24 protein-coding genes and 1 pseudogene are annotated in these 24,798 nt (G+C 60.1%); 10 read left to right on the top strand and 15 right to left on the bottom strand.

Annotation, left to right across the window (positions count from 1 at the left end; translation table 11 throughout):
* The first annotated feature begins 5 nt into the window (after window positions 1-5).
* The 10 genes from AC07O1_RS09605 to AC07O1_RS09560 all read left to right on the top strand — a co-directional run bounded on the left by AC07O1_RS09605 (window position 6) and on the right by AC07O1_RS09560 (window position 10,118).
* Window positions 6-191, top strand: a complete 186-nt coding sequence (locus tag AC07O1_RS09605; RefSeq protein WP_003175465.1) for a CcoQ/FixQ family Cbb3-type cytochrome c oxidase assembly chaperone — start codon at window positions 6-8, stop codon at window positions 189-191.
* Entirely contained in the window at window positions 188-1,165 is a 978-nt protein-coding gene (gene ccoP, locus AC07O1_RS09600) for a cytochrome-c oxidase, cbb3-type subunit III (RefSeq protein WP_495010580.1), read from the top strand. The genes AC07O1_RS09605 and ccoP overlap by 4 nt, the downstream gene beginning before the upstream one ends.
* Before the next feature lie 342 nt (window positions 1,166-1,507).
* Complete coding sequence (ccoG, locus tag AC07O1_RS09595; protein WP_495088618.1) at window positions 1,508-2,923, top strand: cytochrome c oxidase accessory protein CcoG; 1,416 nt, start codon at window positions 1,508-1,510, stop codon at window positions 2,921-2,923.
* A gap of 11 nt (window positions 2,924-2,934) precedes the next feature.
* Entirely contained in the window at window positions 2,935-3,474 is a 540-nt protein-coding gene (locus AC07O1_RS09590; RefSeq protein WP_495088617.1) for a FixH family protein, read from the top strand.
* Window positions 3,475-3,609: 135 nt separating this feature from the next.
* Window positions 3,610-6,060, top strand: coding sequence for a heavy metal translocating P-type ATPase (locus AC07O1_RS09585; RefSeq protein WP_495088616.1), 2,451 nt, complete (start codon window positions 3,610-3,612; stop codon window positions 6,058-6,060).
* Between the two features lie 22 nt (window positions 6,061-6,082).
* Window positions 6,083-6,316, top strand: a complete 234-nt coding sequence (ccoS, locus tag AC07O1_RS09580; protein WP_495088615.1) for a cbb3-type cytochrome oxidase assembly protein CcoS — start codon at window positions 6,083-6,085, stop codon at window positions 6,314-6,316.
* Window positions 6,309-6,992 carry a sulfite exporter TauE/SafE family protein gene (locus AC07O1_RS09575; protein ID WP_495010583.1) on the top strand — a complete coding sequence of 228 codons (684 nt, stop codon included), beginning with the start codon at window positions 6,309-6,311 and terminating at the stop codon, window positions 6,990-6,992. The genes ccoS and AC07O1_RS09575 overlap by 8 nt, the downstream gene beginning before the upstream one ends.
* 234 nt (window positions 6,993-7,226) lie before the next feature.
* The gene (hemN, locus tag AC07O1_RS09570) at window positions 7,227-8,609 is read left to right on the top strand and encodes an oxygen-independent coproporphyrinogen III oxidase (RefSeq protein ID WP_495088614.1); all 1,383 of its coding nucleotides are present in this window, start codon (window positions 7,227-7,229) and stop codon (window positions 8,607-8,609) included.
* Between the two features lie 138 nt (window positions 8,610-8,747).
* Complete coding sequence (gene fnr, locus AC07O1_RS09565) at window positions 8,748-9,482, top strand: fumarate/nitrate reduction transcriptional regulator Fnr (RefSeq protein ID WP_495088613.1); 735 nt, start codon at window positions 8,748-8,750, stop codon at window positions 9,480-9,482.
* A gap of 87 nt (window positions 9,483-9,569) precedes the next feature.
* Window positions 9,570-10,118, top strand: coding sequence for an adenine phosphoribosyltransferase (locus tag AC07O1_RS09560; RefSeq protein ID WP_494992337.1), 549 nt, complete (start codon window positions 9,570-9,572; stop codon window positions 10,116-10,118).
* Between the two features lie 147 nt (window positions 10,119-10,265).
* Here the strand turns inward: AC07O1_RS09560 and recR are convergent, their stop codons facing one another.
* From recR to AC07O1_RS09485, 15 genes and pseudogenes are all read right to left on the bottom strand, one after another.
* Window positions 10,266-10,868, bottom strand: coding sequence for a recombination mediator RecR (recR, locus tag AC07O1_RS09555; protein WP_494992338.1), 603 nt, complete (start codon window positions 10,866-10,868; stop codon window positions 10,266-10,268).
* A gap of 91 nt (window positions 10,869-10,959) precedes the next feature.
* The gene (locus AC07O1_RS09550; RefSeq protein WP_495088612.1) at window positions 10,960-12,393 is read right to left on the bottom strand and encodes a sigma-54-dependent transcriptional regulator; all 1,434 of its coding nucleotides are present in this window, start codon (window positions 12,391-12,393) and stop codon (window positions 10,960-10,962) included.
* Window positions 12,368-13,819, bottom strand: a complete 1,452-nt coding sequence (locus AC07O1_RS09545; RefSeq protein WP_495088611.1) for an ATP-binding protein — start codon at window positions 13,817-13,819, stop codon at window positions 12,368-12,370. Before AC07O1_RS09545 ends, AC07O1_RS09550 begins: the two co-directional genes overlap by 26 nt.
* A gap of 102 nt (window positions 13,820-13,921) precedes the next feature.
* Window positions 13,922-14,959: an SCO family protein gene (locus tag AC07O1_RS09540; RefSeq protein ID WP_495088668.1), complete on the bottom strand. Its 1,038-nt coding sequence runs from the start codon at window positions 14,957-14,959 to the stop codon at window positions 13,922-13,924.
* A 70-nt stretch (window positions 14,960-15,029) separates the two neighbouring features.
* A pseudogene (locus AC07O1_RS09535) lies at window positions 15,030-15,401 on the bottom strand (multicopper oxidase domain-containing protein); the annotation flags it as partial.
* 287 nt (window positions 15,402-15,688) lie between these two features.
* Window positions 15,689-17,158, bottom strand: a complete 1,470-nt coding sequence (locus AC07O1_RS09530; RefSeq protein ID WP_495088610.1) for a sensor histidine kinase — start codon at window positions 17,156-17,158, stop codon at window positions 15,689-15,691.
* Window positions 17,159-17,350: 192 nt separating this feature from the next.
* The gene (locus tag AC07O1_RS09525) at window positions 17,351-17,947 is read right to left on the bottom strand and encodes a type II secretion system protein (protein ID WP_495088609.1); all 597 of its coding nucleotides are present in this window, start codon (window positions 17,945-17,947) and stop codon (window positions 17,351-17,353) included.
* On the bottom strand, window positions 17,922-18,296 hold the full coding sequence (locus tag AC07O1_RS09520; RefSeq protein WP_494992343.1) for a type II secretion system protein: 375 nt from the start codon (window positions 18,294-18,296) through the stop codon (window positions 17,922-17,924). The genes AC07O1_RS09525 and AC07O1_RS09520 overlap by 26 nt, the downstream gene beginning before the upstream one ends.
* Before the next feature lie 4 nt (window positions 18,297-18,300).
* Window positions 18,301-18,771, bottom strand: a complete 471-nt coding sequence (locus AC07O1_RS09515) for a type II secretion system protein (RefSeq protein ID WP_494992344.1) — start codon at window positions 18,769-18,771, stop codon at window positions 18,301-18,303.
* 3 nt (window positions 18,772-18,774) lie between these two features.
* A complete protein-coding gene (locus AC07O1_RS09510; protein ID WP_495088667.1) occupies window positions 18,775-20,592 on the bottom strand; it encodes a type II secretion system protein GspD in 1,818 nt (605 codons plus the stop codon).
* A gap of 23 nt (window positions 20,593-20,615) precedes the next feature.
* Complete coding sequence (locus AC07O1_RS09505) at window positions 20,616-21,137, bottom strand: hypothetical protein (protein WP_495088608.1); 522 nt, start codon at window positions 21,135-21,137, stop codon at window positions 20,616-20,618.
* The gene (locus AC07O1_RS09500; RefSeq protein WP_495088607.1) at window positions 21,134-21,685 is read right to left on the bottom strand and encodes a GspMb/PilO family protein; all 552 of its coding nucleotides are present in this window, start codon (window positions 21,683-21,685) and stop codon (window positions 21,134-21,136) included. Before AC07O1_RS09500 ends, AC07O1_RS09505 begins: the two co-directional genes overlap by 4 nt.
* On the bottom strand, window positions 21,672-22,217 hold the full coding sequence (locus AC07O1_RS09495; protein ID WP_495088606.1) for a PilN domain-containing protein: 546 nt from the start codon (window positions 22,215-22,217) through the stop codon (window positions 21,672-21,674). Before AC07O1_RS09495 ends, AC07O1_RS09500 begins: the two co-directional genes overlap by 14 nt.
* Before the next feature lies 1 nt (window position 22,218).
* On the bottom strand, window positions 22,219-23,022 hold the full coding sequence (locus AC07O1_RS09490) for a hypothetical protein (RefSeq protein ID WP_495088605.1): 804 nt from the start codon (window positions 23,020-23,022) through the stop codon (window positions 22,219-22,221).
* Window positions 23,003-24,715, bottom strand: a complete 1,713-nt coding sequence (locus AC07O1_RS09485; protein WP_495088604.1) for a GspE/PulE family protein — start codon at window positions 24,713-24,715, stop codon at window positions 23,003-23,005. The genes AC07O1_RS09490 and AC07O1_RS09485 overlap by 20 nt, the downstream gene beginning before the upstream one ends.
* Window positions 24,716-24,798: the final 83 nt, after the last annotated feature.

Here is a 24,798-nt window from a genome sequence, read left to right as displayed (position 1 = left end):
TTTAGATGGATATCGGGATGATTCGTGGCCTGGGCACCGTTGTCGTGATGGTGGCCTTTATCGGTCTGGCGCTGTGGGTGTTCAGCCCCAAACGCAAGTCGGAGTTTGAAGACGCGACCTTGCTGCCTTTCGCGGATGATCCCGAAGCCATCAAGCACGTCGAGCAAGCTTCTAGGAGTAACAAAGAATGACTACGTTCTGGAGTCTGTACGTCACAGTCCTCAGTCTGGGTACCATCTTCGCCCTGACCTGGCTGCTGCTGTCCACCCGTAAGGGCCAGCGCAGCGAAGCCACCGAAGAGACTGTTGGCCACTCCTTCGACGGGATCGAGGAGTACGACAACCCGCTGCCGAAATGGTGGTTCATGCTGTTCGTCGGCACCATCATTTTCGCCCTGGGCTACCTGGCGCTGTACCCGGGCCTGGGCAACTGGAAAGGCCTGTTGCCAGGCTACAGCTACCTCGACAACGACAAGCAGACCGCATTCGCCAATGGTCAGTCCGGCTGGACTGGCGTGCACGAATGGGAAAAGGAAATGGCCAGATCGGACGCCAGGTTCGGTCCGATCTTCGCCAGGTACGCTGCCATGCCGATCGAAGAAGTCGCTAAAGACCCACAAGCCTTGAAGATGGGTGGCCGCCTGTTCGCCTCCAACTGCTCGGTCTGCCACGGCTCCGACGCCAAGGGTGCTTATGGCTTCCCTAACCTGACCGACGAAGACTGGCGTTGGGGCGGCGAGCCACAAACCATCAAGACCACCATCATGGGTGGCCGCCACGCGATGATGCCAGCATGGGGCGAAGTGATTGGCGAGCAAGGCGTCAGCGACGTTGCTGCTTACGTGCTGACCAACCTCGATGGCCGCAAACTGCCAGAAGGTACCAAGGCTGATCCGGTCGCTGGCCAGAAGCTCTTCGCCACCAACTGCGTGGCTTGCCATGGTCCGGAAGGTAAAGGCACCCCAGCGATGGGCGCACCTAACCTGACTCACCCGGCGGCGTTCATCTACGGCTCGAGCTTCGCTCAACTGCAGCAGACCATCCGCTACGGCCGTCAGGGCCAGATGCCTGCCCAGGAGCAACTGCAAGGTAACGACAAGGTTCACCTGCTGGCCGCTTACGTTTACAGCCTGTCCCACGGTGACAAGGCGGCTGACGCCAAGTAAGTCAAACGCTTGATCGCAACAACAAGCGGCCCCGCCAGTGAAGATTGGCGGGGCCGTTTTGTTTGGGGCCGATGGTGGCACTCGTTGGCTCGGCAGCTGCTACGAAGGATCGGGGCCTCCAGACAGGCCAAAGCGACGCAACGCGTACGCTAACTTTCGGCCATAATTCATAAGTCAATTGATTCAAGTCACTACACCATCAATTGGTTTCACCCAACGCGACCAAGGGTCGCACCCTTGATCTAGAGCTACAGGCGTATCATTGCGCCACTGCAACACACTTTCTGACCGCGGTCGGCATGTACTGACCGAGGCATTTTTCCACTGCCGTGGGATGCAACGATGAGCAACCAGATTCCGGTACACGACGTTACCCCGCCTGCCAAAAATCCGAATAACAGCGTCGATCTCTATGCCTCTCGGGAAAAAATCTACACGCGCGCCTTCACCGGCTTGTTCCGCAACCTGCGGATGACGGGCGGTGCCGCACTGTTTGTGCTGTATTTCGGTACGGTCTGGCTGAACTGGGGCGCTCATCAGGCCGTCTGGTGGAACCTGCCGGAGCGCAAATTCTTCATCTTCGGCGCGACCTTCTGGCCTCAGGATTTCATTCTGCTCTCTGGCCTGCTGATTATCAGCGCCTTTGGCCTGTTCTTCATCACGGTGTATGCCGGGCGCGTCTGGTGCGGTTATACCTGCCCGCAAAGCGTCTGGACCTGGATCTTCATGTGGTGCGAAAAGGTCACCGAAGGCGACCGCAACCAGCGCATCAAGCTCGACAAGGCGCCGATGAGCGCCAACAAGTTCCTGCGCAAGTTCAGCAAACACAGCCTCTGGCTACTGATCGGCTTTGTCACCGGCATGACCTTTGTCGGTTACTTCTCGCCGATTCGTGAATTGACCATCGACTTCTTCACCGGCCAGGCCGATGGCTGGTCGTATTTCTGGGTCGGTTTCTTTACCCTCGCCACTTACGGCAACGCCGGCTGGCTGCGCGAGCAGGTGTGCATCTACATGTGCCCGTATGCGCGCTTCCAGAGCGTGATGTTCGACAAGGACACGCTGATCGTTTCCTACGATCCGCGTCTCGGTGAAGGTCGCGGCCCGCGCAAGAAAGACGCCGACTACAAGGCAATGGGGCTGGGCACCTGCATCGACTGCACCATGTGCGTTCAGGTCTGCCCGACCGGCATCGATATTCGCGACGGCCTGCAGATCGAATGCATCGGCTGCGCCGCGTGTATCGACGCCTGCGACACCATCATGGACAAGATGAACTACCCTCGCGGGCTGATCAGCTACACCACCGAACACAACCTTTCCGGGCAAAAAACCCATAAACTGCGCCCGCGCCTGATCGGCTATGCACTGGTATTGCTGACGATGATCGGCCTGCTGGTGACGGCGTTCTTCATGCGTTCGCTGGTCGGTTTCGACGTCAGCAAGGACCGCGTGCTCTATCGCGAGAACGCCGAGGGGCGGATCGAAAACGTCTACAGCCTGAAAATCATGAACAAGGACCAGCGCGATCACACTTACCTGCTTGAAGCCTCTGGCCTGCCGGATCTCAAGCTGCAAGGCAAGCGTGAGATCAAGGTCAGCGCCGGCGAGATTTTCAGCATGCCGGTCGAGTTATCGAGCGCGCCGGAACAACTGCCGTCGAGTACCAACGAGGTGAAATTCACTCTCAAGGATGCCGATGACGCGGATGTCCATGTTGAAGCCAAGAGCCGATTCATCGGCCCACAAATTCGTTGAGAGAAGTCACCATGCCCGCAGCAACTACCACAAGCCCTTGGTACAAGCACCTTTGGCCGTGGATCATTATCGGTATTCTGGCCTGCTCGGTCACCCTGACCCTGTCCATGGTGACCATCGCGGTGAACAACCCGGACAACCTGGTCAACGACAACTATTACGAGGCCGGTAAAGGCATCAACCGCTCGCTGGACCGTGAGCTGCTGGCTCAGGCTCTGCTGCTGCGCGCCAGTGTGCATCTGGATGAGGTGACCGGCGAAGTCGACCTGCGCCTGAGCGGCGACAGCCAGCCAAGAACCCTGGAGCTGAACCTGATCTCGCCAACCCAGCCAGAGAAGGATCGCAGGATCACCCTGACTCGCAGCGAAACCGAACAGGGCCGCTATATCGGCCAGTTGAGCGACAAGGTCGAAGGCCGGCGCTTCGTCGAACTGCTTGGTGTGCAGGACGACAAGACCTGGCGCATGTTCGAGGAAGAACAAGTCAACCCCGACAAAGACCTGCTGCTCGGTGATGAACCGCTGCAGGGTGCCGAAGACCTGAAGAAGTAAGCCTTACCCTGATCGTTCCCATGCTCTGCGTGGGAACGCAGCCAGGGACGCTCCGCGTCCCAGCCGAAGCGGATGCGGAGCGTCCGGGGAGGCATTCCCACGCAGAGCGTGGGAACGATCATCGGACAACGCCCCATGACCACGCCAACCCCCTGCTATCATTGCGCCCTGCCGGTTCCTGCCGGCAGCCGGTTTACCGCAGTCGTTCTCGGCGAAACCCGCGAGCTTTGCTGCCCTGGCTGTCAGGCTGTGGCCGAGGCGATTGTCGCCGGTGGTCTGGAAGGCTATTACAGCCACCGCAGTGAGGCCTCAGCCAACCCCGAAGCCTTGCCGGTGCAATTGGTGGACGAGCTGGCGCTGTACGATCGCGCCGATGTGCAGGAACCTTTTGTCCGCCACGAAGGCGAGCTCGCCGAAACCACCCTGTTGATGGAAGGCATCAGTTGCGCCGCTTGCGGCTGGCTGATCGAGAAACACTTGCGCAGCCTCCCGGCGGTGGCCGAAGCGCGGCTGAACCTGTCCAACCATCGGTTGCACGTGCGCTGGGCCGATAGCCAGTTGCCGCTGAGCAAGGTGCTCGGAGAACTGCGGCACATCGGTTATGCCGCGCATCCGTATCAGGCCGACCGTGCTGCCGAACAACTGGCCAGCGAAAACCGCCTGGCCTTGCGACAGTTGGGCGTCGCCGGCCTGCTGTGGTTTCAGGCAATGATGGCGACCATGGCCACCTGGCCGGAATTCAATATCGACCTGAGCCCCGAGCTGCACATCATCTTGCGTTGGGTCGCGCTGTTCCTCACCACCCCGATCGTTTTCTACAGCTGCGTGCCCTTCTTCAAAGGCGCCATACGCGACTTGCGTACCCGCCACCTGACAATGGACGTCTCGGTATCGCTGGCGATTGGCAGCGCGTACATCGCCGGTATCTGGACCTCGATCAGCGGAGCGGGCGAGTTGTATTTCGATGCGGTCGGGATGTTTGCACTGTTCCTGCTGGCCGGTCGTTATCTGGAGCGCCGCGCCCGAGAGCGCACGGCCGCCGCCACCGCGCAGCTGGTCAATTTACTCCCCGCCTCTTGCCTGCGCATGAGCGATGACGGTCAGAGCGAGCGCATTCTGCTCGGCGAATTGCGCCTGGGTGACCGGGTGCTGGTGCATCCCGGGGCCATTCTGCCGGCCGACGGCAGGATCCTCGACGGCCAGTCGAGCATCGATGAGTCGCTGCTGACCGGCGAGTACTTGCCACAGCCGCGCACCGTGAGCGAAGCGGTTACTGCCGGCACCCTGAACGTCGAAGGCGCGTTGACCGTCGAAGTGCTGGCCTTGGGTCAAGACACACGCTTGTCAGCCATTGTCCGCCTGCTGGAGCGTGCCCAGGCCGAAAAACCCCGACTGGCGGAAATCGCCGACCGCGCCGCGCAATGGTTCCTGCTGCTTTCACTGATGGCAGCCGCCGCCATTGGCCTGCTGTGGTGGGAGCTGGATTCATCCCGGGCATTCTGGATCGTCCTGGCGATGCTGGTCGCCACTTGCCCTTGCGCCTTGTCCCTGGCCACGCCGACCGCCCTGACCGCCGCCACTGGCACGTTGCACAAACTCGGCCTGTTGCTGACTCGCGGTCATGTGCTGGAAGGCCTGAACCAGATCGACACGGTCATTTTCGACAAGACCGGCACCCTCACCGAAGGTCGTCTGGCGCTGCGTTCGATCCGAACACTGGGCGCACTGAACAGTGACCAGTGCCTGGGCCTTGCCGCTGCCCTGGAAAACCGCTCAGAACATCCGATCGCCCGCGCCTTTGGCCGCGCGCCCCTGGCCGCCGAAGAAGTCCTCAGCACGCCGGGGCTGGGCCTTGAAGGCCTGGTAGGTGAGCAGCGACTGCGGATCGGCCAAGCGGTGTTTGTTTGTGAGCTCAGCGGCTGCTCGATACCGGCGATGCCCGATGAGCCAGGCCAATGGCTGCTGCTCGGCGATAGCCTGGGCGCATTGGCCTGGTTCGTCCTTGACGACCGCTTGCGGGCCGACGCTCCCACCCTGCTCGCCGCCTGCAAGGCCCGTGGCTGGCGCACGCTGCTGCTGTCCGGCGACAGCTCACCGATGGTCGCCAGCGTCGCCTTTGAGCTGGGCATCGACGAGGCCCGTGGCGGTCTGCGTCCCGATGACAAGCTGCAAGTGCTGCAACAGCTGCATAAAGAAGGTCGCAAGGTGTTGATGCTTGGCGATGGGGTGAACGACGTACCGGTGCTGGCCGCCGCGGATATCAGCGTGGCCATGGGTTCGGCCACCGATCTGGCGAAAACCAGCGCCGATGCGGTGCTGCTGTCCAATCGCCTCGACGCGCTGGTGCAAGCGTTCAGCCTAGCTCGACGCACGCGCCGGGTAATCATCGAGAACCTGCTGTGGGCCGGGCTGTACAATGGCCTCATGTTGCCGTTCGCCGCCCTCGGCTGGATCACGCCGGTCTGGGCGGCGATCGGCATGTCGCTCAGTTCGTTGACCGTGGTGTTGAATGCGCTGCGTCTGACTCGCATGCCGAGAACGCCAGCCGCCAACACCACCCCAGCAACCCGCCCGCTGCCGGCCTGAGCCGCGCGGGCATGGAGTTCACATGCCAGCTCTCTACGTGATGATCCCGGCCGCGCTGCTGATCGTCGCCATCGCTATCTACATCTTCTTCTGGGCGGTCGACAGCGGTCAGTACGACGACCTCGATGGCCCGGCCCACAGCATTCTGTTCGACGACCAGGATCCGAACCATCAGGCCGCCGTTGACGAGGCCGGTGGCCACCCGCCTGCCGCCACTGCGTCCCAATCAAAAGACAAGGCCCCGCCCCATGCTTGAGCTGGCTCCGCTTCTGGTTTCCGCAGTGATCCTCGGCCTGCTGGGTGGCGGTCATTGTCTGGGGATGTGTGGCGGCCTGATGGGCGCGCTGACCCTGGCAATTCCCAAGGAGCAACGCAGCCGACGCTTTCGCCTGCTGCTGGCGTACAACCTGGGACGAATTCTCAGCTATGCAACGGCCGGCCTGCTGATCGGACTTGCGGGTTGGGCGGTCGCCAGCAGCCCGGCGGCGATGCTCATGCGAGTTCTTGCCGGACTGCTGCTGATCGCCATGGGCCTGTACCTGGCTGGCTGGTGGAGCGGCCTGACCCGTATCGAAAGCCTCGGACGCGGCCTCTGGAAGCATATCCAGCCGATCGCCAACCGCTTGCTGCCGGTGTCGAGCCTGCCCCGTGCCTTGTTGCTGGGCGCGCTTTGGGGCTGGCTGCCATGCGGTTTGGTCTACAGCACACTGCTCTGGTCCGCCAGCCAGGGCAATGCCCTGGACAGCGCGCTGCTGATGCTCGCCTTCGGACTCGGGACCTGGCCGGTGCTGCTTGCCACTGGCCTGGCCGCCGAGCGGGTTACGGCACTCTTGCGCAAAAAAAGTGTGCGCATGAGCGGCGGATTGTTGGTGATGCTGTTTGGCATCTGGACGCTGCCGGGGCCGCATCAGCATTGGCTCATGGGGCATTAAATCGGCGGCGCGCCCATCGCGAGCAAGCTCGCTCCTACAGTTGATCTCCGGTGTACACAAATTTTGTGCACGACATCGAGCAAATGTAGGAGCGAGCTTGCTCGCGATGGCGTCATCCCTGGCGAACACAATCTCAGCGCAGAGGCCCAACCACCGTTGATGCAAATCAACATGCCGCTCCTGTGAACCCCCTAGACTCGCGAACACTGCCAGCCTATCCGGGGGAATGCCCGCATGCTCGACGCCATTCGTTGGGACACAGATCTGATCCGCCGCTATGACCTGGCGGGACCGCGCTACACCTCGTACCCGACTGCGGTGCAATTCAACAGTCAGGTCGGCACCTTCGACCTGCTCCACGCTCTGCGCGAAAGCCGCAAGGCACTGCGACCATTATCGCTGTATGTGCATGTGCCGTTCTGCGCGAACATTTGCTACTACTGCGCCTGTAACAAGGTCATCACCAAGGACCGTGGTCGTGCCTTGCCCTATTTGCAGCGCCTGGAGCAAGAGATCCAGCTGATTGCCTGCCACCTCGACCCGAACCAGAAGGTCGAGCAACTGCACTTTGGCGGCGGCACTCCGACCTTTCTCAGCCATGACGAGCTGCGCCAACTGATGGCCCGGTTGCGCAAGCACTTCAATCTGCTGGACGATGACTCCGGCGACTACGGCATCGAAATCGATCCTCGGGAAGCCGACTGGTCGACCATGGGCCTGCTCCGCGAACTGGGTTTGAACCGCGTCAGCATCGGCGTGCAGGACCTCGACCCGGTGGTCCAGCGGGCAGTCAATCGCCTGCAAAGCCTGGAAGAAACCCGTGCGGTGATCGACGCCGCCCGTACCTTGCAGTTTCGTTCGATCAACATCGACCTGATCTACGGCCTGCCCAAGCAAACACCGGACAACTTCGCCCGCACCGTGGAGGAAGTCATCAACCTGCAACCGGACCGGCTCTCAGTGTTCAACTACGCGCATTTGCCTGAGCGCTTCATGCCGCAACGGCGGATCAACGGCAACGACCTTCCGGCCCCCGCCGAAAAGCTGGAAATGCTGCAACGCACGATCGAGCAACTGACCACGGCGGGTTACCGATACATCGGCATGGATCACTTCGCCCTGCCTGACGACGAGCTCGCCATTGCTCAGGAAGAGTCGACCTTGCAACGCAACTTCCAGGGCTATACCACCCATGGTCATTGCGATTTGATTGGCCTCGGCGTATCGGCCATCAGCCAGATCGGTGACCTGTACTGCCAGAACAGCAGCGATCTGAACCACTACCAGAACGCCTTGGGCGGCACGCAACTGGCCACCAGCCGCGGTCTGATATGCAATCGGGACGATCGCCTGCGTCGGGAGGTGATTCAGCAATTGATTTGTCATTTCAGCCTGGAATTCGCGGTGATCGAACAGGCCTTCAATATCGATTTTCGCGGTTACTTCGCCGATCTCTGGCCGCAGTTACAAGCCATGGCCGGGGATGGCCTGATCGAACTCGACAATGAGCGGATCAGCGTGTTGCCAGCCGGGCGGCTGCTGGTACGTTCGGTGTGCATGGTCTTTGATGCGTACCTGGAACAGCAGAATCGCCAACGCTTCTCACGAGTGATTTAGGACTTCATCACCCAGGTGGCCATCAGCCGATCACCCGATGCCCTATGACAATATGCCATCATGGCGCAGGCTGGCCTCAACGTCCCCCCGTGGGTTACCCTTACGTCTTATGTGTGTTTTCTCACAAGGATTTAAGAAATGTCCGAGCCAGTTAAGCTGCGCGCTCACAACCAGGCCCATTGCAAGGATTGCAGCCTGGCCCCCCTCTGCCTGCCACTTTCTCTGAATCTGGAAGACATGGATGCGCTGGACGAAATCGTTAAACGTGGTCGCCCGCTGAAAAAAGGCGAATTCCTTTTTCGCCAGGGCGATGAGTTCGATTCCGTCTATACAGTACGCTCCGGGGCCTTGAAAACCTTCAGCCTGAGCGACAGCGGCGAGGAGCAGATCACCGGTTTCCACCTGCCCAGCGAACTGGTCGGCCTGTCGGGCATGGACACCGAAAAACACCCGGTGTCGGCACAAGTGCTGGAAACCACTTCGGTCTGTGAAATCCCCTTCGAACGCCTCGACGAACTGGCACTGCTACTGCCGCAACTGCGCCGCCAGTTGATGCGCGTGATGAGCCGCGAGATTCGTGACGACCAGCAAATGATGCTGCTGCTCTCGAAAAAAACCGCCGACGAGCGCATCGCCACTTTCCTGGTCAACCTGTCGGCGCGTTTCCGCGCTCGCGGGTTTTCGGCCAATCAGTTCCGTCTGAGCATGTCGCGCAACGAAATCGGGAACTACCTGGGTCTGGCGGTGGAAACCGTGTCCCGGGTGTTCACCCGTTTCCAGCAGAACGAGCTGATCGCTGCCGAAGGCAAGGAAGTGCACATTCTCGATCCGATCCAGCTCTGCGCCCTGGCCGGTGGCTCACTGGAAGGCTGATCCAGCCACCTTGCGGCCGAGCGAACAGGCTCGGCCGGGTTTATACTGTCGAGCCGCCCTTCTCCAGCCCGCCAGGACACTTCGACGATGGTCTTCGACTCCTTCGACATCAAATCCCTGATCCGCCCGGTGATCGACTTCCCCAAGCCTGGGGTGATCTTTCGCGACATCACGCCACTGTTCCAGTCGCCAAAAGCCTTGCGTCTGGTGGCGGACAGCTTTGCCCATCGTTATGTCGAAGCCGACTTCACGCACATCGGCGCGATGGATGCCCGTGGTTTCCTGATCGGCTCGATCCTCGCTTATCAGTTGAACAAACCGCTGATTCTGTTCCGCAAGCAAGGCAAATTGCCCGCCGAAGTACTTAGCGAGGGCTATCAGACTGAATACGGCGAAGCCTTCCTTGAAGTCCACGCCGACAGCCTGTGTGAAGGCGACTCGGTGCTGATGTGCGATGATTTGATCGCCACCGGCGGCACCCTGATTGCCGCAGCCAACCTGGTTCGCCGCATGGGCGCACGGATCTTCGAAGCCGCAGCGATTATCGATCTGCCTGAACTGGGCGGCTCTCAGCGCCTGGAAGACATGGGCATACCGACCTTCTGCCTGACGCAGTTTGCGTTGGCCGATAAGTAAGGCGTCGTCTGTACTGACGCCATCGCGAGCAAGCTCGCTCCTACTGGATCACCTGCGGACACATATTTTGTGTACACCAGTGATTGAATGTAGGAGCGAGCTTGCCCGCGATGGCGATGGGTCTGACACCATCACCTTGACCAATGACTACAGTGCGATCGGCTTACGCCCGGCAAACGAATGCGCCAGAGTGCCGCCATCCACCAGCTCCAGTTCGCCACCCAACGGCACGCCATGGGCGATGCGCGAGGTGATCAGGCCTTTGTTGGTCAGCAACTGCGCGATGTAATGGGCCGTGGCTTCGCCTTCAACCGTCGGGTTGGTGGCGAGAATGATTTCGGTGAAGCTGCCCTGCTCTTCGATCCGCGCCATCAATTGCGGAATGCCGATGGCCTCTGGGCCGAGCCCGTCGAGCGGCGACAAATGGCCCTTGAGCACAAAGTAGCGTCCGCGAAAACCGGTCTGCTCCACCGCATACACGTCCATCGGCCCTTCGACCACACACAATATCGTGTCATCGCGGCGCGGATCGGCGCATTGCGGGCAAAGATCATCTTCAGTGAGCGTGCGGCACAAACGACAATGCCCGACTCCTTCCATGGCCTGGCTCAAGGCCTGAGCCAGCCGCGAACCACCGCTGCGATCACGCTCAAGCAGTTGCAGCGCCATACGCTGGGCAGTTTTCTGACCCACTCCCGGCAAAATGCGCAGAGCATCGATCAGTTGGCGAATCAGGGGGCTGAAGCTCATGGGCAAAGGTCCGACAAAACAACGAGACGCGGTTTATACCCGCGCCTCAGTTCACCGTCAAATACACACGGCGTCCGTTCGCCCGAAGGCGTCACCATTGCCGCTTGTCCGGCCGGGCGAGACCCAGTTTTTCAATCCGGTAGCGTAGCATGTCACGGCTCAAGCCCAGCAAGCGTGCCGACTTGGTGACATTCCAGTCGGTCCTGTCGAGCACTTTCCTGACCATGTCCCGCTCGACTTCCGGCAGGTTCATGGACATCATGTCTTCACCGTGGTTGTACGCCTCAGATTGAGGTTGAGGCTGTACCGACAGGCTCAGTGGCTCGTCGACCAGGCTCAGGCAGACGTTCAACTGGCTCGGCCCGACCATCTCATGGGCAGCCAACAGTACCGTCTGCTCAAGCATGTTGCGCAGTTCACGTACATTGCCGGGCCAGCTGTAACCGCGCAACACAGCCTCCGCCTGCGGGCTGAAATACAGGTTGGGTTTGCCATAGCGCTTGCCATGATGAGCGAGAAAATGCGTGGCCAGTTTCAACACGTCTTCGCCGCGAGCACTCAGGCGCGGAACCTTGATGGAAATGATGCGTAAACGGAAAAACAAATCCCGGCGAAACTTGCCCTGCTGCACCATCTGTTCGAGGTTGCAGTTGGTCGCGCTGATGATCCGCAAGTCGACCTTGCGCTCCTTGACCGCGCCGATCCGGCGAATGGTGCGGTCTTCCAGCAACTTGAGCAGCTTGGCCTGCAGCAGCAGATCCATTTCACCGATTTCATCGAGAAACAACGTACCGCCATCGGCGGCTTCGACGAGGCCGATCCGACGATCCCTGGCGTCGGTGAATGCACCTTTTTCGTGGCCGAACAATTCGGCTTCCAGAAGGTTGGAGGGAATAGAGGCACAGTTGAACTCGATGAACGGGCCCTTGCTGCGTGGTCCGTCAAAATGCAGCGCGCGGGCCACCAGCTCTTTGCCCGTGCCGGTGTCACCTTCTACCAGCACCGGCGGCAAGTCGCCGCTGGCCATGCGCCGTTCGGCATCGAGCAACTGGCCGATGGTGTTTTTCATCGCCAGCATTACCGGGGAATCGCCGATCAGCGCCTGCACCCCCGACTTCTGCGCCTCGCGCTCCTGATAGAATGTCAGCGTGCGCTCCAGACGGTCAGCGGCCAGCGCCTTGTCCAGCAACAGCTTGAGTTCTGCCAGCGCCACCGGCTTGGTCAGGTAGTGAAAAGCGCCTTCTTTCATCGCCGTCACGGCATCTTCGACATTGCCATAGCCGGTCATCATGATCACTTTCAGGTCCGGCGCGCTGACCCGCAGACGCTGAATCAATTCGTGCCCACTCATACCAGGCAGCGAGTTATCGGTCAGCACCGCATCCGGCTGACAGGTCTGCAGGCATTCAAGCGCATCTTCAGCCGAATGGCAGATAGTGACCTCGAAGTCCTTGCGTTCCAGAAACGTCTGAATATTTTCGGCGAGGAGCTGATCATCCTCAACCAACAGAATACTGTGTTCCACGGTCTCCTCCCGTCACCTTGAAAATCAGGCTTATTCGGGTTCCTTCCTGTTCCCGGCTGGTCAGGCTGACCGAGCCATTGAATCGCTCCATGACACGTTTGACCAGCATCAGGCCAACGCCGAGGCCCCCCTGCTTGGTGGTGAAAAACGGTTTGAACGCCATGCGTTCTTGCTGCCGGGTCATGCCTTTGCCGGTATCGGTCACGGTCATTCGCACGTGCCCATCCGCCGCCGGCTCGACCTCGATCATCAGTAATCCCCCGTCCGCCATGGCTTCCAGGGCATTGGCGAACAGACTATTGAGTATCTGGACCAGGTGCATGTGCTGACTGACGACCGAGGGCAGCGGCGGTATCGACAGATGGACCCGGACATTGGCGCTCTTGATTTGCTGGTCGAAGGCCTGCACGACTTCCTCGATGGCCAGGCCCAGGTCGACTGCCTCGCTATCGGAGTTCAACGGTTGCAGCGAGACCAACAACTCGCGTACCCAGCGAGACATGCGATCGACCTGGTTGATGATGTCGGAAATGTTCTTTTGCGCAGGCTGACTGGAGATTTCCTGGGCCAGTTCGGCACTGGATCGAATGGTCGCCAGCGGATTGCGCAGGCTATGGGCGACGGCCGAGGACATTTCACCCAGCGCGACAAAGGTTTCGCTGGTGATCAGTTGCTTCTGTTGCGACTGCAGCATCCGCGCGGCCCGCCGCACGATCCAGAACAGCCCGAAATAGATCAGGCAGCCTCCGAGGATCGTCGCCACCCAGATCAGCTTGAAACCGCGCTGGATACGTAAAACCAGATCCTGAGGTTCCTTGTAGATCTCGACCGTGGCCAGGACCTTGTCACCGGCGGCGTCGAACATTGGAATATAGTGTTCGATAAACAGGTACTTGGGTTGGCGAAGGAACTTCTGCTCCTGACGACTCTCATCGGTCTTATGGTATTCGGATGAAACCTGCACTTTCGATTCGAACGACTCGTCCAGACCCTTGTCGCCCTTGATCCGTACGCCGATCAACGCCGGGTTGGTCGACCAGATGATCGTTCGATCCCGGGCATAGACATTGGCCATCAGAATGTCCGGCAAGTGTTGGATATGGTCGAGGAACTCCCCCCGGGCCGCGATAATGCGATCGCGATCAAGTTCGGTCCGGGCGCTCAAATCGCGGATATCGAGTAGATTGCCGATGGTCTGGCTTGGCGGAATACCGACGTGTCGGACTTCCGCTGCGCCTATGGTATGGATGAACTGTGCCGTCAGCAGTCCGTCGCGTTGGACACTCTCACTGACCACCAGACGTGTGGAGGTATATCCGAGCCCCACGGCGACGGCGGCGATGATGAACAGGCTGGCCAGGGAGAACCAGTGCAAAAGGTTGAACGGTCCCTGGGCGAATATTTTATTGTGCTTGAGCACCTGCATAAGGTACGTCCTGGATGCTTGCCTGGAGCCTTATCGTCGACACCCCGTCAGCAGTCGAAAATCATTACCTATAACAGGGCTCGCCTTAATAGTAGTCAGCCGCTACTGGATCATAGGCTGGATTCTCGGCTCGTGGCCGGAATGATCCATGTGATCCATGTGATCCATGTGATCCATGTGATCCATTTGGTGCACATGCGCCTCGACTGCCTGAACCGTTGGCGGGTGCTGGCGGTCGGTCTCTTCCTGCAAGTACGTCAGCAGCGCTGCGGCGGCGGTCTCGTCAAGGCGCAGATTGGGCATGGCCACCCGGCTGTAACGCTCGAACAACTCCAGCGCCAGCGGATCCTTCTCGGCCAGCAGCCGGTCGGGTTCCCTGATCCAGCGACTGAGCCAAAGCGGGTCGCGTTGACGGGTCACGTCCAACAGATCGGGACCTATCGAACGCAGACCAACGCCCTGCCCGTCCAGCACTCCCAGCGTATGGCAGGAAGCGCAGCGAGTGCGAAACAGCTCCTCACCCATGCTCGGCGGGCGAATTTGCGGCGCATCGGCATAGTTGCCCTCTTGGCTTGCGACCTTCCAGTTCTGCAGGCTGTTGCCGAGCTGGTCAGCCAGAATCCACGGATTTTCAAACGGTGAGGCTTTCATCCAGCGGCCGGTGGCCTGGTTGCCGACGATCAGGCTGAGGTTGTGATCCTTGCTGCGGCCGTTGTCGACGCCATCGATAAACAGGCCGAGTTTTTTCCGTAGCTGAGTAATCTCTTCATTGTCGCCGGTCAGGAACAACCAGCCCGGCGCAACCTTGAACTTCTGCGCATAGTTTTTGAGGACTGGCGGTGTATCGGTCTGCGGGTCGATGCTGATGGAGTAGAAAAACACATCGCGCCCTACCCGCTCGCCCAACAACTGTTGGACCTGGCGCAAGCGGGCGGTCTCCAGCGGACACGAGTCGGTGCACGAGGTGAAGATGAAGTTGATCACCACCACCTTGTCCTTGATCAGATCGTCGAAAAAGCGCAGCTGTCGGCCATCCTGATCAGTCAGCAACGTATTGGGGAAATAGCCCGCCCCCCAGGGCGTGGCCGATGGCACGTTATCGGCCAGCGCCAGGCTGCTCAGGGTACAGGTCAGGAGCATCAGGGCTCGCTGCGTCCAGACTGTCCAGCCATGCTGACGATTGAACTGCATGACATCGCCTCCTCGGTGGCTAGTTGCTGACCTTGACTTGCGGGCCCCGGCCATCACCGTTGCGGCAGGTCGGCAGCGCAGCGGAATTCACGTACCTGACGCCATCCCGGGACGGCAACGGCGTGGGCATCGACTGGAACTGTCCCGGGTGTTCGATATTCCGGCGCAGTAGCATCGAGTTGTCCTCATGCCGGGTGTTATGACAGTGCTCCAAGTAGGTGGCGGCAAACTCGCGGAAATTGATCACGAACTCGACGTTATCCTTGCCATCGTCTTCGCTGCCGATGCGATAGACGTCCTTGCGTGCCCACTTTTCCCACTCCGACGGGGCCTTGCCACCGCGGCTGAGAATGATCCCTTCCTCGAAGTGCACGTGCACCGGGTGCCTCCATCAATGGGACTGGCATAGAGATCCAGGCACCCCATCAGCATCAACATCACACCCGAAAGGCGCGATACAGTGGCTCGAAAAAAGCTTGAACACGGTTGCCTGTCCATCCTCGTCACCCTGAAATCGTGCAGGGGATAAATGCAACTGAGCAAATACCTCGCCAGAGTCGTGACAAAATACGTACAGATAAAAAAATCAATACAAAACAAATGATTAGAAATAATCCAGACTAAACAACAGGGGAAAAAACTGGGGAATGGGCCCCATAGGCGGGGAAACACTTACACCTAAGTTGAGCAACCGGTTTCTGCTGCCACCTTGAATCGCAGGCTCACGCAAGTGCCCTGCTGTTCACGACTGTTCAAGGTGACCGAACCGCCGAAGCGCTCCATGATGCGTTTGACCAGCATCAAACCGACCCCCAATCCGCCCTGCTTGGTGGTATAGAACGGCTTGAACACCATGCGTTTCTGTTGCGCACTCATGCCATTGCCCGTATCGGCGAGGGTCAGCAACAGACCCCCGGCGTTTTGCTGGATCCCGATGCTCAGCACCCCGCCCGCGCTCATGGCCTCCAGCGCGTTGGCGATGACGCTGTTGAGTATCTGACTGAGCAATACCTCCTGGCTGAGCACCAAAGGCACCTGCCCGGGTTCGAAGTTCACCTGAACCCCGGCTCGGGCGATCTGTTGTTCGAATGCCTGAAGGCTGTCACGCACGGTGGCCACCAGATCTACCGCGTCGGCCTCTTCATTGAGCGGGCGTAGCGACTGTAGGAGCTCGCGAACCCATTTCGACATGCGGTCTACCTGGTTGACGATGTCGGTGATGTTCTTGTGCGCCGGACCGGTTTCAATGCCTTGTACCAACTCGGCACTCGAGCGAATGGACGCCAATGGATTGCGCAGGCTATGGGCGACCGCCGAGGACATCTCGCCGAGGGCGACGAAGGTTTCATTGGTGATCAGTTGCTTCTGCTGTGCGGCCAGCAAATCCGCGGCGCGGCGCATGAGCCAATACAGACCGAAATAGATCAGTGCGCCACTCAGTAGCGTCGCCAGCCAGACCAGGATCAGCCCGCGCATCATTTGGATAATCAGATCCTTGGGTTCCTTGTAGACCTCGACCATGACCATGACCTTGTTCTCGTCGACATCGAAGAGCGGAATGTAGTTCTCGATGAAAAACGAATCCGGGACAACCGGAAATTTCCGCTGCGCCCGAGCGTTGTCGCCGTCATGGTAGCTGATGAAAACATTGGCCTTGAGACGAAAGGCCTCCTCGAGATCATCGTCATCGATGATCCGCTGGCCAATCAACTGCGCATTGGTCGACCAGATGATTGTCCTGTCGGGCGCGTAAACGTTGGCCAGCAACACATCCGGCAAATGCTCGACATGGTCGAAAAACTGCCAACGCGAGTTCATCCGCTTTTGCACGACGATGTCGGGGTAGTCCTTGTCCTGACGCGGGTCGAGCAACTCACCCATGGTCCGCACGTCCGGTATCGAGGTGTACCGCACCTCCGTCGAAGCGATGGCCTGGATGAACTGGGCGGTCAGCAACGCATCACGCTGGACACATTCAACCACCACAAAGCGGGTGGAGAGCCCCCCCAGCACCACTACCACCGAGCCAACGACGACCAGGCTTACCCAGGAAAACCAGCGCAGCAGGATGAAGCGCTGTTGCGCTTCAGCGGGTTGCTCTTTGGTCGCTTCCGGATCGAGCGAGGCAGCGTACTCGTGTGTCTGCATGATGGATGTCCGGGGGCATTTGCATTGGTTATAGCTCAATGCGCAGCGCTGCGTCGGCTTGGTCCGCCCCCGCTTGTCCCCCAACCCGGCGATACTCCGCCGCGCTCCTACAGTGCCGCGAAGGATTGAGTACAAGGGTTTGCGGTTAACCCCGCGCATTTGTATGAAGCTGCCGACTCCCCCTGTCAGGACTCAGGGGCTCTGCGGACTCAATGGACTGGACGGACTCAATGGACTCAGCGGACTCAGCGGACTCAGCGGACTCAGCGGACTGGACGAGCCTGTCGCCGCGCCACCCGCGTTGTCGAGGAAGTCTTTTTGTGCGATGAACTGCCAGTCTGAGTAATGGCTCATGCCGTTGAAATCGACCCATTCGGCGGGAAAGCCAGCCTGCTTCAGCGGCTGCTCCTGGGACTGGCTGTAGACACCGGTGATGCGGTTGTCGAAACCACGCAACAACCCCCATTCACCGGTGCTGCCGATCGGGTCCGGATAGAGCCGGCGCAAGTGCCGTTTGGGGGACGGAAAGCGGTGATCTTCGAGCAGTTCTTCCAGTTTTTCAGGGTACTGCGCCAGGCCCGGCGAACTGCGGTAATAACTGAGCAGCGCCTGGGCGTACTGAGTGCCGACCCAGAGCAGTTCACGCTCGTGGTCGCGGCGGGCGACGTTCGACCAGACCTGGCCGGTGCTGGCCAATGCCGCGCCCATCAAGACGATCAAAAACAGCATGCCCAGGTAAGTGAACCCCTGTTGACGTTGCCCACTACCACTGCGAATAGAGGCTGCCATCACGCGCCCTCCCGGTGGCTCCGCTCTTGACGTCGGCGACCCCGCCGGCAACACCGGCCGGTGGTGACACCAGTACCCAGAGATCCTTGCGTTGAGTGATCGGGTCCAGCGGCTGGCTGCGCAAGTAGCGCTGCTCCACCAACTGGTCGATGGAATCGGGATAACGCCCGGTGTCGCCGTAGTAGTGATCCAGCGCCTCGCGCATCACCGCCAGGCTCTGGCGCAACGTGGTTTCCCGGGAGTTTTCCAGGCTGGTGAAGTAGCGCGGCACGGCAATCGTCATCAGCGTGGCGATGATGGCCATGACCACCATCAACTCGATCAGGGTAAAACCTTTGCTCTGGCGCATACGTTCACCACTCTTTGTAGGCGATGTCGTTGAGGCCCTTGCCATGGGCCAGCGAATACACGTCGAATACGTCTTCGCCTTCGTGCGGGCTCTGGGCGGAACTGCCATAGGAGCGCAGTCCCCAGCCGTCCTTGTCGTTGTGCTTCGCCGTGACGAAGGGATCGCGCGGCAGACGTCGCAGGAAATAGAACTTGGCGCCCTTGGCGCTGCGCACGTCACGCACGCCCTCCACCAGCACCTGCAGGCTGGGCGGATAGCCGTTGCTGCTGACAGACTTTTCGATGTACCCGGCATCGGACGCACGCTTGTAGGCATCGATGGCATCGCGAATCTGATACAGCGCGGTCTTCAGTTCCTGCTCCTTGCCCCGCCGCACCACGGTTTCGGTCAGGGGCGCAGCGATACCCGCGAGTAGCCCGATCAGCGCCAGCGTGACCACCACTTCGATCAGCGTGAACCCTTGGCTGCGTTTCATGATTCAAGGTCTCGCAGTGGTACGCATTGCTGACAGCGGTGCGGCGTCAGTGGCCGGTCCAGTCGACTCGGACGGCTCCTTCGAACGGTCCAGGTTCTGGGTATGCATGCTGGTCTCGGTGCCGGTCGGGAACTCCATGTCCGAAGGGCTTTGGTAAGGCAGGTTGCGCACAATCCGTGGCGTGATGGACAGCACCAGTTCGGATTTGCCCACCGAATCCTTGTTGCTGCCGAACAGCCGGCCAAGTCCAGGAATGTCACCTAGCCCTGGAATCTTGTTGCCGGTGGCGCCATGGTCATTGCGCACCAGGCCGGCCAGCACCTGGGTTTCGCCATCATGCAGACGCAGGGTGGTCTGGGCGTTGCGGGTATCGATCTGGACCGGGATCGTGCCCTGACGGGTCGGTTCCAGCGGCGTGGCGTTGCTGACCTCGAGGGCGATCTTGATCGCCACTTCGTTGTTCAGGTGGACGATGGGGGTTACTTCCAGCTTGAGACCGACATCCAGGTAGGTGACGCTCTCGGTGATCACCGGCCCCTGGGTCGACGGCATCGACGTGGCGCTGATGACCGGCACCCGCTGACCGATGTGGATACGGGCCTGCTCGCGATTGCTGACGCGAATCACGGGACTTGCCAGGGTATTGATGTCGTTGTCCTGGGCATTGATCTTCAATTGCGGTGACGGCGACATGGAGATCCGGCCGGAATTTATGCCATGCAGTTGGTTGAGAATGCTCACCCCGGTGCCGTCGCCGTTGACCACGCCGAAGGTGTTGGGCCATTGCATGCCAAGGTCGAGAATGCGTTGCCGGGACACTTCCAGGACCTCGACTTCCAGCACCACTTCGGGGTTGGACTGATCCTGGGACTGGAGGAGTTTTTCGGCCATGCGCACCGCATCGGGGGTGTCGCGCATGCTCAGGGTATTGAGGCGCTCATCGACGAATACATCGCGAGTCTTGAGCATGGTCTTGACCATGTTCAGCGCCGTGTTGGCGTCGATGCTGGTCAGGTAAAAGGTGCGCATGACCAGCTCTTGATAGTCTTTGATCTTCTGCGGTGAGTCGGGGTAGATCAGCAGCGTGTTCTCGTTGACCACCTTTTGATGCAGTTGATTCTGTTGCAGCAGCAGCGCCACTGCGTCTTCGATGCGCACATCGCGCACGAAAATGGTGGCTTTCATGTCCGGGCGCATGTCCTTGTCGAAGATAAAGTTCAGGCCTGCGACCTGGGACAGCACCTCGAAAATGGTCTTCAGGTTGGCGTCACGAAACTCCAGAGTGACCGGGCGATCCATGCGCATGCGCAGTTGCGGATAAGAGACAACGTTGCGGCTTTGTATCTGTTCGATGCTGCGGCGCAGTTCCAGCGCGCTTTCGTTTTTCGGATCGAGGGCAAGAATGTCGTGAGCCTGACGCTGGGCACCGATCACGTCGCCACGGCGCAAGGCGGCTTGCCCCTGACGCAGATAGTCATCCACATTGCGCAACTGATCGAGCTGGTGCAGTGAATCGAGGGCACGAACATTATTGGGCTCGATGGTCAGCACTCGGCCGTAGCTCTGTCGTGCAGAGGCGAAGTCACGCTTGGCACGATCCTGATCGGCCTCGGCCAGCAGCGCCTTGACCGAACGGGCATGGCCCGCGCTCAACGCAATGTTCAGTTCGGTATCGCGAGGGTACTTTTTCAACCCTTCCTCAAAACGGGCCAGTCCAGCCTCGTACTGACCATCTTCAATCAGGGCCATGCCCTGTTTTCTGGCGGAGGTGGCACCGCATCCGGCCAGGCTCACGCAAACCGCGAGAACCAGGCAAGGCATGGGCGAGACCCAACGGAGAGACTTCATTGTGCACTCCCTACAGACAGAGTCTGGGACAGATGCAAGGGCAGGTAGACCAGGCTCAGCTCCGTGGCGGAGATGTGCTCGATCCGATAGGTATCGTCGATAACGTCGCCTAGCCGCACGACGTAGAGTTTTTCGCCGCTCTGCAGGAACACCTGCAGGTCGCTGCGATCGTCCATCCGACCGATGAATTGAAAAGGCAGTGGCGGTGCGCTCGGTTTGACTGTCGCTTGCAGTGCTGCAGCCGCTTGTTCATCGGTCAGCGTTGCCAGGGTTGGCGCTGGCTTCCAGCTCTTGACTGCAAACAGGTCGCGGGTCATGTTCAGGGGTTTTGCCGAAACGGCTGCTGCCTTGTCCGCCGCTGCGTCGGAGTGAACCTTGCCGGCGCTGGCCGGTGCAGCTGCGATTTTGGTCGCCTCGGGCGGATTTTCCCCGTCGTTGAAAAACATCTCCGGCCCCCAGGCGAGCGCACCGGTGATCGCCAGGAAAGCAGCCCAGCCAAAGGCGCGTTTTCTGTTCATTTGGACCTCGACAGATACAGAGTCATGCGGATACGCCCGGTCAGTTCACTGTCGTCGATCCGCTTGCGTTGAAAGTCGACATCCTCGAGCACCATCGCCGGCAACTGACCCAGCAATTCGTGAAGGAAGCGACGCAGTTGCGGGTAGCTGCCGCGTACCGGCAGGAGAACCTGATAACGCGCCAGATGCGTCTTCGGATCGATCCCCAGGGCGTACTCGCCGCGAGACAGGGTGATGTTCTGTTCGGCTGCCAGCGCATAGATCCGGTCGATGGCCACCGTGGCTTCGGGCTGCGCCGGCAACTGCCGGTGAAACTCGTCCAGTTGACGCTGGGGCACCACGGGCGCGCTAGCGCTGCCCTGTTCGATACGCACCAGATAGTCACCGGCTTCAAGACTGCGTTGACGAACGTTTTCCAGGGCCTGCCAGCCAGGCAACAAGCCCAGCGCCCCGAAGGCCATGGCAAACACCATCAGCGACGCTCCCGCAAGCCCGGGCCAGCCGAGGCTCTGCACATGCTCGTGGACGATCAATCTAGGGATTGCCATCGCTGATCTCCCAAGTGGCCGACAGGTTGAACTGCACTGCGTGATCGGGCGATTGCGCGAGGATTTCGTGATTGAGCAACGACACGTCGCTCAGTTGCGCGCTGCTCTCCAGACGCCGGTGAAAATCCAGCATGGCCTCCAGATTGCGCGCCTCGGCACTGATACTGATCTGGCCCTTGTGCGCATCGGGAGTCAGCGAGAGCAACGCGACATCCTCCTGCGGCAGCGACTCGAGCATGGTGAATAACCGCTCCCAAGGCCTGCGCATTTGCTGTGAGACCTGGCGCATCTGCGCCAGATTCTGTTCCTGTTCACGGCTTTCGGCAGGCGTCAGGCCGGCCTTGCCGGGAACATCGCCGCCCAATTGGTGCTGGGCCTGTTGCAGCTGTTGCTGCTGGAGTTGTTCCTGTTCGCTGAGGTACCGATACAGTGCGGCGCAAGCCAGCACCAGCAAGACACCGGCGAGCAGCAGGCTGAAGCCGAGAACCGGAGTGTGCCGACGAGGCTGGAAGTCGAGCAGTAAGGGGCGCATGTCAAGCCACCGCCCGGGACATAGTGAACAACACATCACGCATCAGCATCGGACTCCGGGGCTCGACACACAGTTGCACGGCGGCCAGAGCCGGCAAATCGTTCAGACGTCCCGGTGCGTGCAGGTAAACACTCAAGGTCGGTGCGTCAGGGTTGTCTTGCAGTTCGCACTGACGAGCGATAAGCGCCGTCAGGGCCTCGTCGCTGTCGGCGCACCCCATCGAATGCACTGCGTGCCACTGACCGGCACGCTTGAGCAGCAACACACTGCGCAGCGGTTCAGCGACCACAAAAAGCAAGTCGCCCCGCCCCAATTGGCGCTGGAACCGGTTGAAGGCTGTCATCAGATAGGGTTGGACTGAACACAGACGAAGACCGCGTTGAGTGGCCAGCTCCCGCAACCTCAGCAGAAGCTCCTGCGGCAGCGCCGCGGCGACCCGGCTTGAGCCCGCATCTTCGGGAGATAGCGTAACGCTCCAGCGCTGCGCCGACACACCGTAGATGTCGTCGAAGCAGGCCTGGGCATAAACGAGTAATTCCTTTGGACTGCTGATCTGTGCGCTCCAGGGGATCAGGCAGTAGCGTTGGTAATGCGCCGACAGCACCACACACAGTTCAGCGCCCGGAAGGGCATGTTCGCCGAGCAGGCGCTCCAGAGTATCCACGGCCAGTGACCAGTCCACGTAGCGCTCGCCGATCAGGCCAACGCTGCCCAGCCAATGGTTTTCATGGCCATGCCGGTGGCACAGACCAATACCGTTGGCACCCAGCACGGCGATATAAAGATCACGCGATAAAAGTGACACGATTGATCTCCTCCAGTGTCGTGCGCCCTTCGCGCACCAGTTCCAGCGCCGAGCTGCGCAGCAGACGCAAGCCTCGGCTGCAGGCCACAGCCTTGATTTTCGACAGGGGTTGGCGCTCGACAATGAGCTGACGGATTTCGTCGTCCAGGTGCAGCAGTTCGGCGATGGCGGTGCGCCCGCGATAGCCGGTGCCCCGGCAATGACTGCAGCCGACGCCGTGGACAAAGCGGTAATCGGCCACGGCCTGCGGGTCGAGCCCGCAGGCCAGCAGCTCCTCGTTGCCCGGCGTACGCGGGACCGCACACGCCGGGCACACCAGACGAATCAAACGCTGGGCCAGCACGGCATTGAGCGCGGAAACGAAGCTGTAGGGGTCGACCTGCATCTGACTGAAGCGGCCGATGACGTCGAACACGTTGTTGGCGTGAATCGTGGTGAACACCAGGTGCCCGGTGAGAGCCGACTGCACGGCAATCTGCGCGGTATCGGGGTCGCGGATTTCGCCCACCATGATCTTGTCCGGGTCATGACGCAGGATCGAGCGCAGGCCGCGAGCAAACGTCAGGCCTTTCTTTTCGTTGACCGGGATCTGCAAGACACCCGGCAGCTGGTATTCCACCGGATCTTCGATGGTGATGATCTTGTCTACGCCGTGGTTGATCTCGGTGATCATCGCGTAGAGCGTGGTGGTCTTGCCGCTACCGGTGGGCCCGGTGACGAGGATCATTCCATAGGGTTCGGCAGCCAGTCGGCGCAGGCTGCGCAGAGTCTCATCGGCGAAACCCAGGGCCTGCAGCTGTACACCGCTGACCCGGTCGGCCAGGTCCTGTTTATCGAGGACCCGCAGCACCGCATCCTCACCGAAGATGCTCGGCATGATAGACACCCGAAAGTCAATCTGCCGGCCGCTGATGCCGATCTTGAAGCGCCCGTCCTGAGGCACGCGCTTCTCGCCGATGTCCAGTTCGGCCATGACCTTGATCCGCGAGATGACCTGGTCAGCGAACTCGCTGCCTTGAACCTTGCTGATGTTGTTGAGAACGCCGTCGACCCGGTATTTGATCACCAGCCCGTTACCGGTCATGCCCAGATGGATGTCGCTGGCATGTATTTTCAGCGCATCGTAGAGCGTGGAGTTGACCAGTTTGACGACGGCGCTGGCGTCTTCGCTGATGCTGGTCAGCGACAGGCTGTGCAGGTTGTCTTTGTTGTGATCGTTGCTGCCGTCAGCCTGGGCATCCAGCGCATCAACGGCGTGAAAGCTTTCTTCATGCCGGGCCAGGCAAGTCTTGAGGTCAGCAGCATGGACCAGATAGAGGGGCGCACCTTGCAGGTAATCATCGATCCTGGCAAGGCGCGCCGGGTCGAACGGGTCGGCAAACACGCCAAGCAATTGATCGCCATGCTGCAACAGAATGAACTCATGCTTGAGCGCCTGGGCCAGGCTGACCCGATCGAACAGTGGCGTGGCCTTGAACAGGCTTGCGCTGTCGAGTATCGGGTAATGCAGGGTTGTGCCCAAACACCGGACAAAGGCTGCCGGGTCCAGTTCACTAAGGGATTCCAGCGTGTGAAGGGCTCGCTCGCCAGAGCTGGCGGCAAGGGTTCTGGCCTGAGCCAGTTGCTCACTGGTGAAACGCGACGGCGCACGAACGGCCGATGCCGGCTCGGCAGCCAAAGACAGAAACTCCATGACCTGCACTCCAACGTCCCGGGGGCTATTGCCCATTCGGCGCGGCAGGTCATCGGCGGGGGCCTTGAACGCTTATCGCGCCA

The sequence above is a fragment of the Pseudomonas sp. GW821-FHT07G10 genome (assembly GCF_059418545.1).
The sequence above is the reverse complement of the archived record's forward strand: the minus strand, read 5'-3'. Positions and strand labels throughout refer to the sequence as shown.

Bases quoted from the DNA above. Each gene is read 5' to 3' on its own strand.
- AC07O1_RS09605 (WP_003175465.1), top strand. From the start codon at position 6: ATGGATATCGGGATGATTCGTGGCCTGGGCACCGTTGTCGTGATGGTG.
- fnr (WP_495088613.1), top strand. From the start codon at position 8,748: ATGTCCGAGCCAGTTAAGCTGCGCGCTCACAACCAGGCCCATTGCAAG.
- AC07O1_RS09540 (WP_495088668.1), bottom strand. From the start codon at position 14,959: ATGCTCCTGACCTGTACCCTGAGCAGCCTGGCGCTGGCCGATAACGTG.
- AC07O1_RS09560 (WP_494992337.1), top strand. From the start codon at position 9,570: ATGGTCTTCGACTCCTTCGACATCAAATCCCTGATCCGCCCGGTGATC.
- AC07O1_RS09585 (WP_495088616.1), top strand. From the start codon at position 3,610: ATGACCACGCCAACCCCCTGCTATCATTGCGCCCTGCCGGTTCCTGCC.
- AC07O1_RS09525 (WP_495088609.1), bottom strand. From the start codon at position 17,947: ATGGCAGCCTCTATTCGCAGTGGTAGTGGGCAACGTCAACAGGGGTTC.
- AC07O1_RS09510 (WP_495088667.1), bottom strand. From the start codon at position 20,592: ATGCCTTGCCTGGTTCTCGCGGTTTGCGTGAGCCTGGCCGGATGCGGT.
- AC07O1_RS09530 (WP_495088610.1), bottom strand. From the start codon at position 17,158: ATGCAGACACACGAGTACGCTGCCTCGCTCGATCCGGAAGCGACCAAA.
- AC07O1_RS09495 (WP_495088606.1), bottom strand. From the start codon at position 22,217: ATGCGCCCCTTACTGCTCGACTTCCAGCCTCGTCGGCACACTCCGGTT.
- AC07O1_RS09505 (WP_495088608.1), bottom strand. From the start codon at position 21,137: ATGAACAGAAAACGCGCCTTTGGCTGGGCTGCTTTCCTGGCGATCACC.
- AC07O1_RS09515 (WP_494992344.1), bottom strand. From the start codon at position 18,771: ATGAAACGCAGCCAAGGGTTCACGCTGATCGAAGTGGTGGTCACGCTG.
- AC07O1_RS09590 (WP_495088617.1), top strand. From the start codon at position 2,935: ATGCCCGCAGCAACTACCACAAGCCCTTGGTACAAGCACCTTTGGCCG.
- recR (WP_494992338.1), bottom strand. From the start codon at position 10,868: ATGAGCTTCAGCCCCCTGATTCGCCAACTGATCGATGCTCTGCGCATT.
- hemN (WP_495088614.1), top strand. From the start codon at position 7,227: ATGCTCGACGCCATTCGTTGGGACACAGATCTGATCCGCCGCTATGAC.
- AC07O1_RS09500 (WP_495088607.1), bottom strand. From the start codon at position 21,685: ATGGCAATCCCTAGATTGATCGTCCACGAGCATGTGCAGAGCCTCGGC.
- AC07O1_RS09485 (WP_495088604.1), bottom strand. From the start codon at position 24,715: ATGGAGTTTCTGTCTTTGGCTGCCGAGCCGGCATCGGCCGTTCGTGCG.
- ccoS (WP_495088615.1), top strand. From the start codon at position 6,083: ATGCCAGCTCTCTACGTGATGATCCCGGCCGCGCTGCTGATCGTCGCC.
- ccoG (WP_495088618.1), top strand. From the start codon at position 1,508: ATGAGCAACCAGATTCCGGTACACGACGTTACCCCGCCTGCCAAAAAT.
- AC07O1_RS09520 (WP_494992343.1), bottom strand. From the start codon at position 18,296: ATGCGCCAGAGCAAAGGTTTTACCCTGATCGAGTTGATGGTGGTCATG.
- AC07O1_RS09575 (WP_495010583.1), top strand. From the start codon at position 6,309: ATGCTTGAGCTGGCTCCGCTTCTGGTTTCCGCAGTGATCCTCGGCCTG.
- AC07O1_RS09545 (WP_495088611.1), bottom strand. From the start codon at position 13,819: ATGCAGGTGCTCAAGCACAATAAAATATTCGCCCAGGGACCGTTCAAC.
- ccoP (WP_495010580.1), top strand. From the start codon at position 188: ATGACTACGTTCTGGAGTCTGTACGTCACAGTCCTCAGTCTGGGTACC.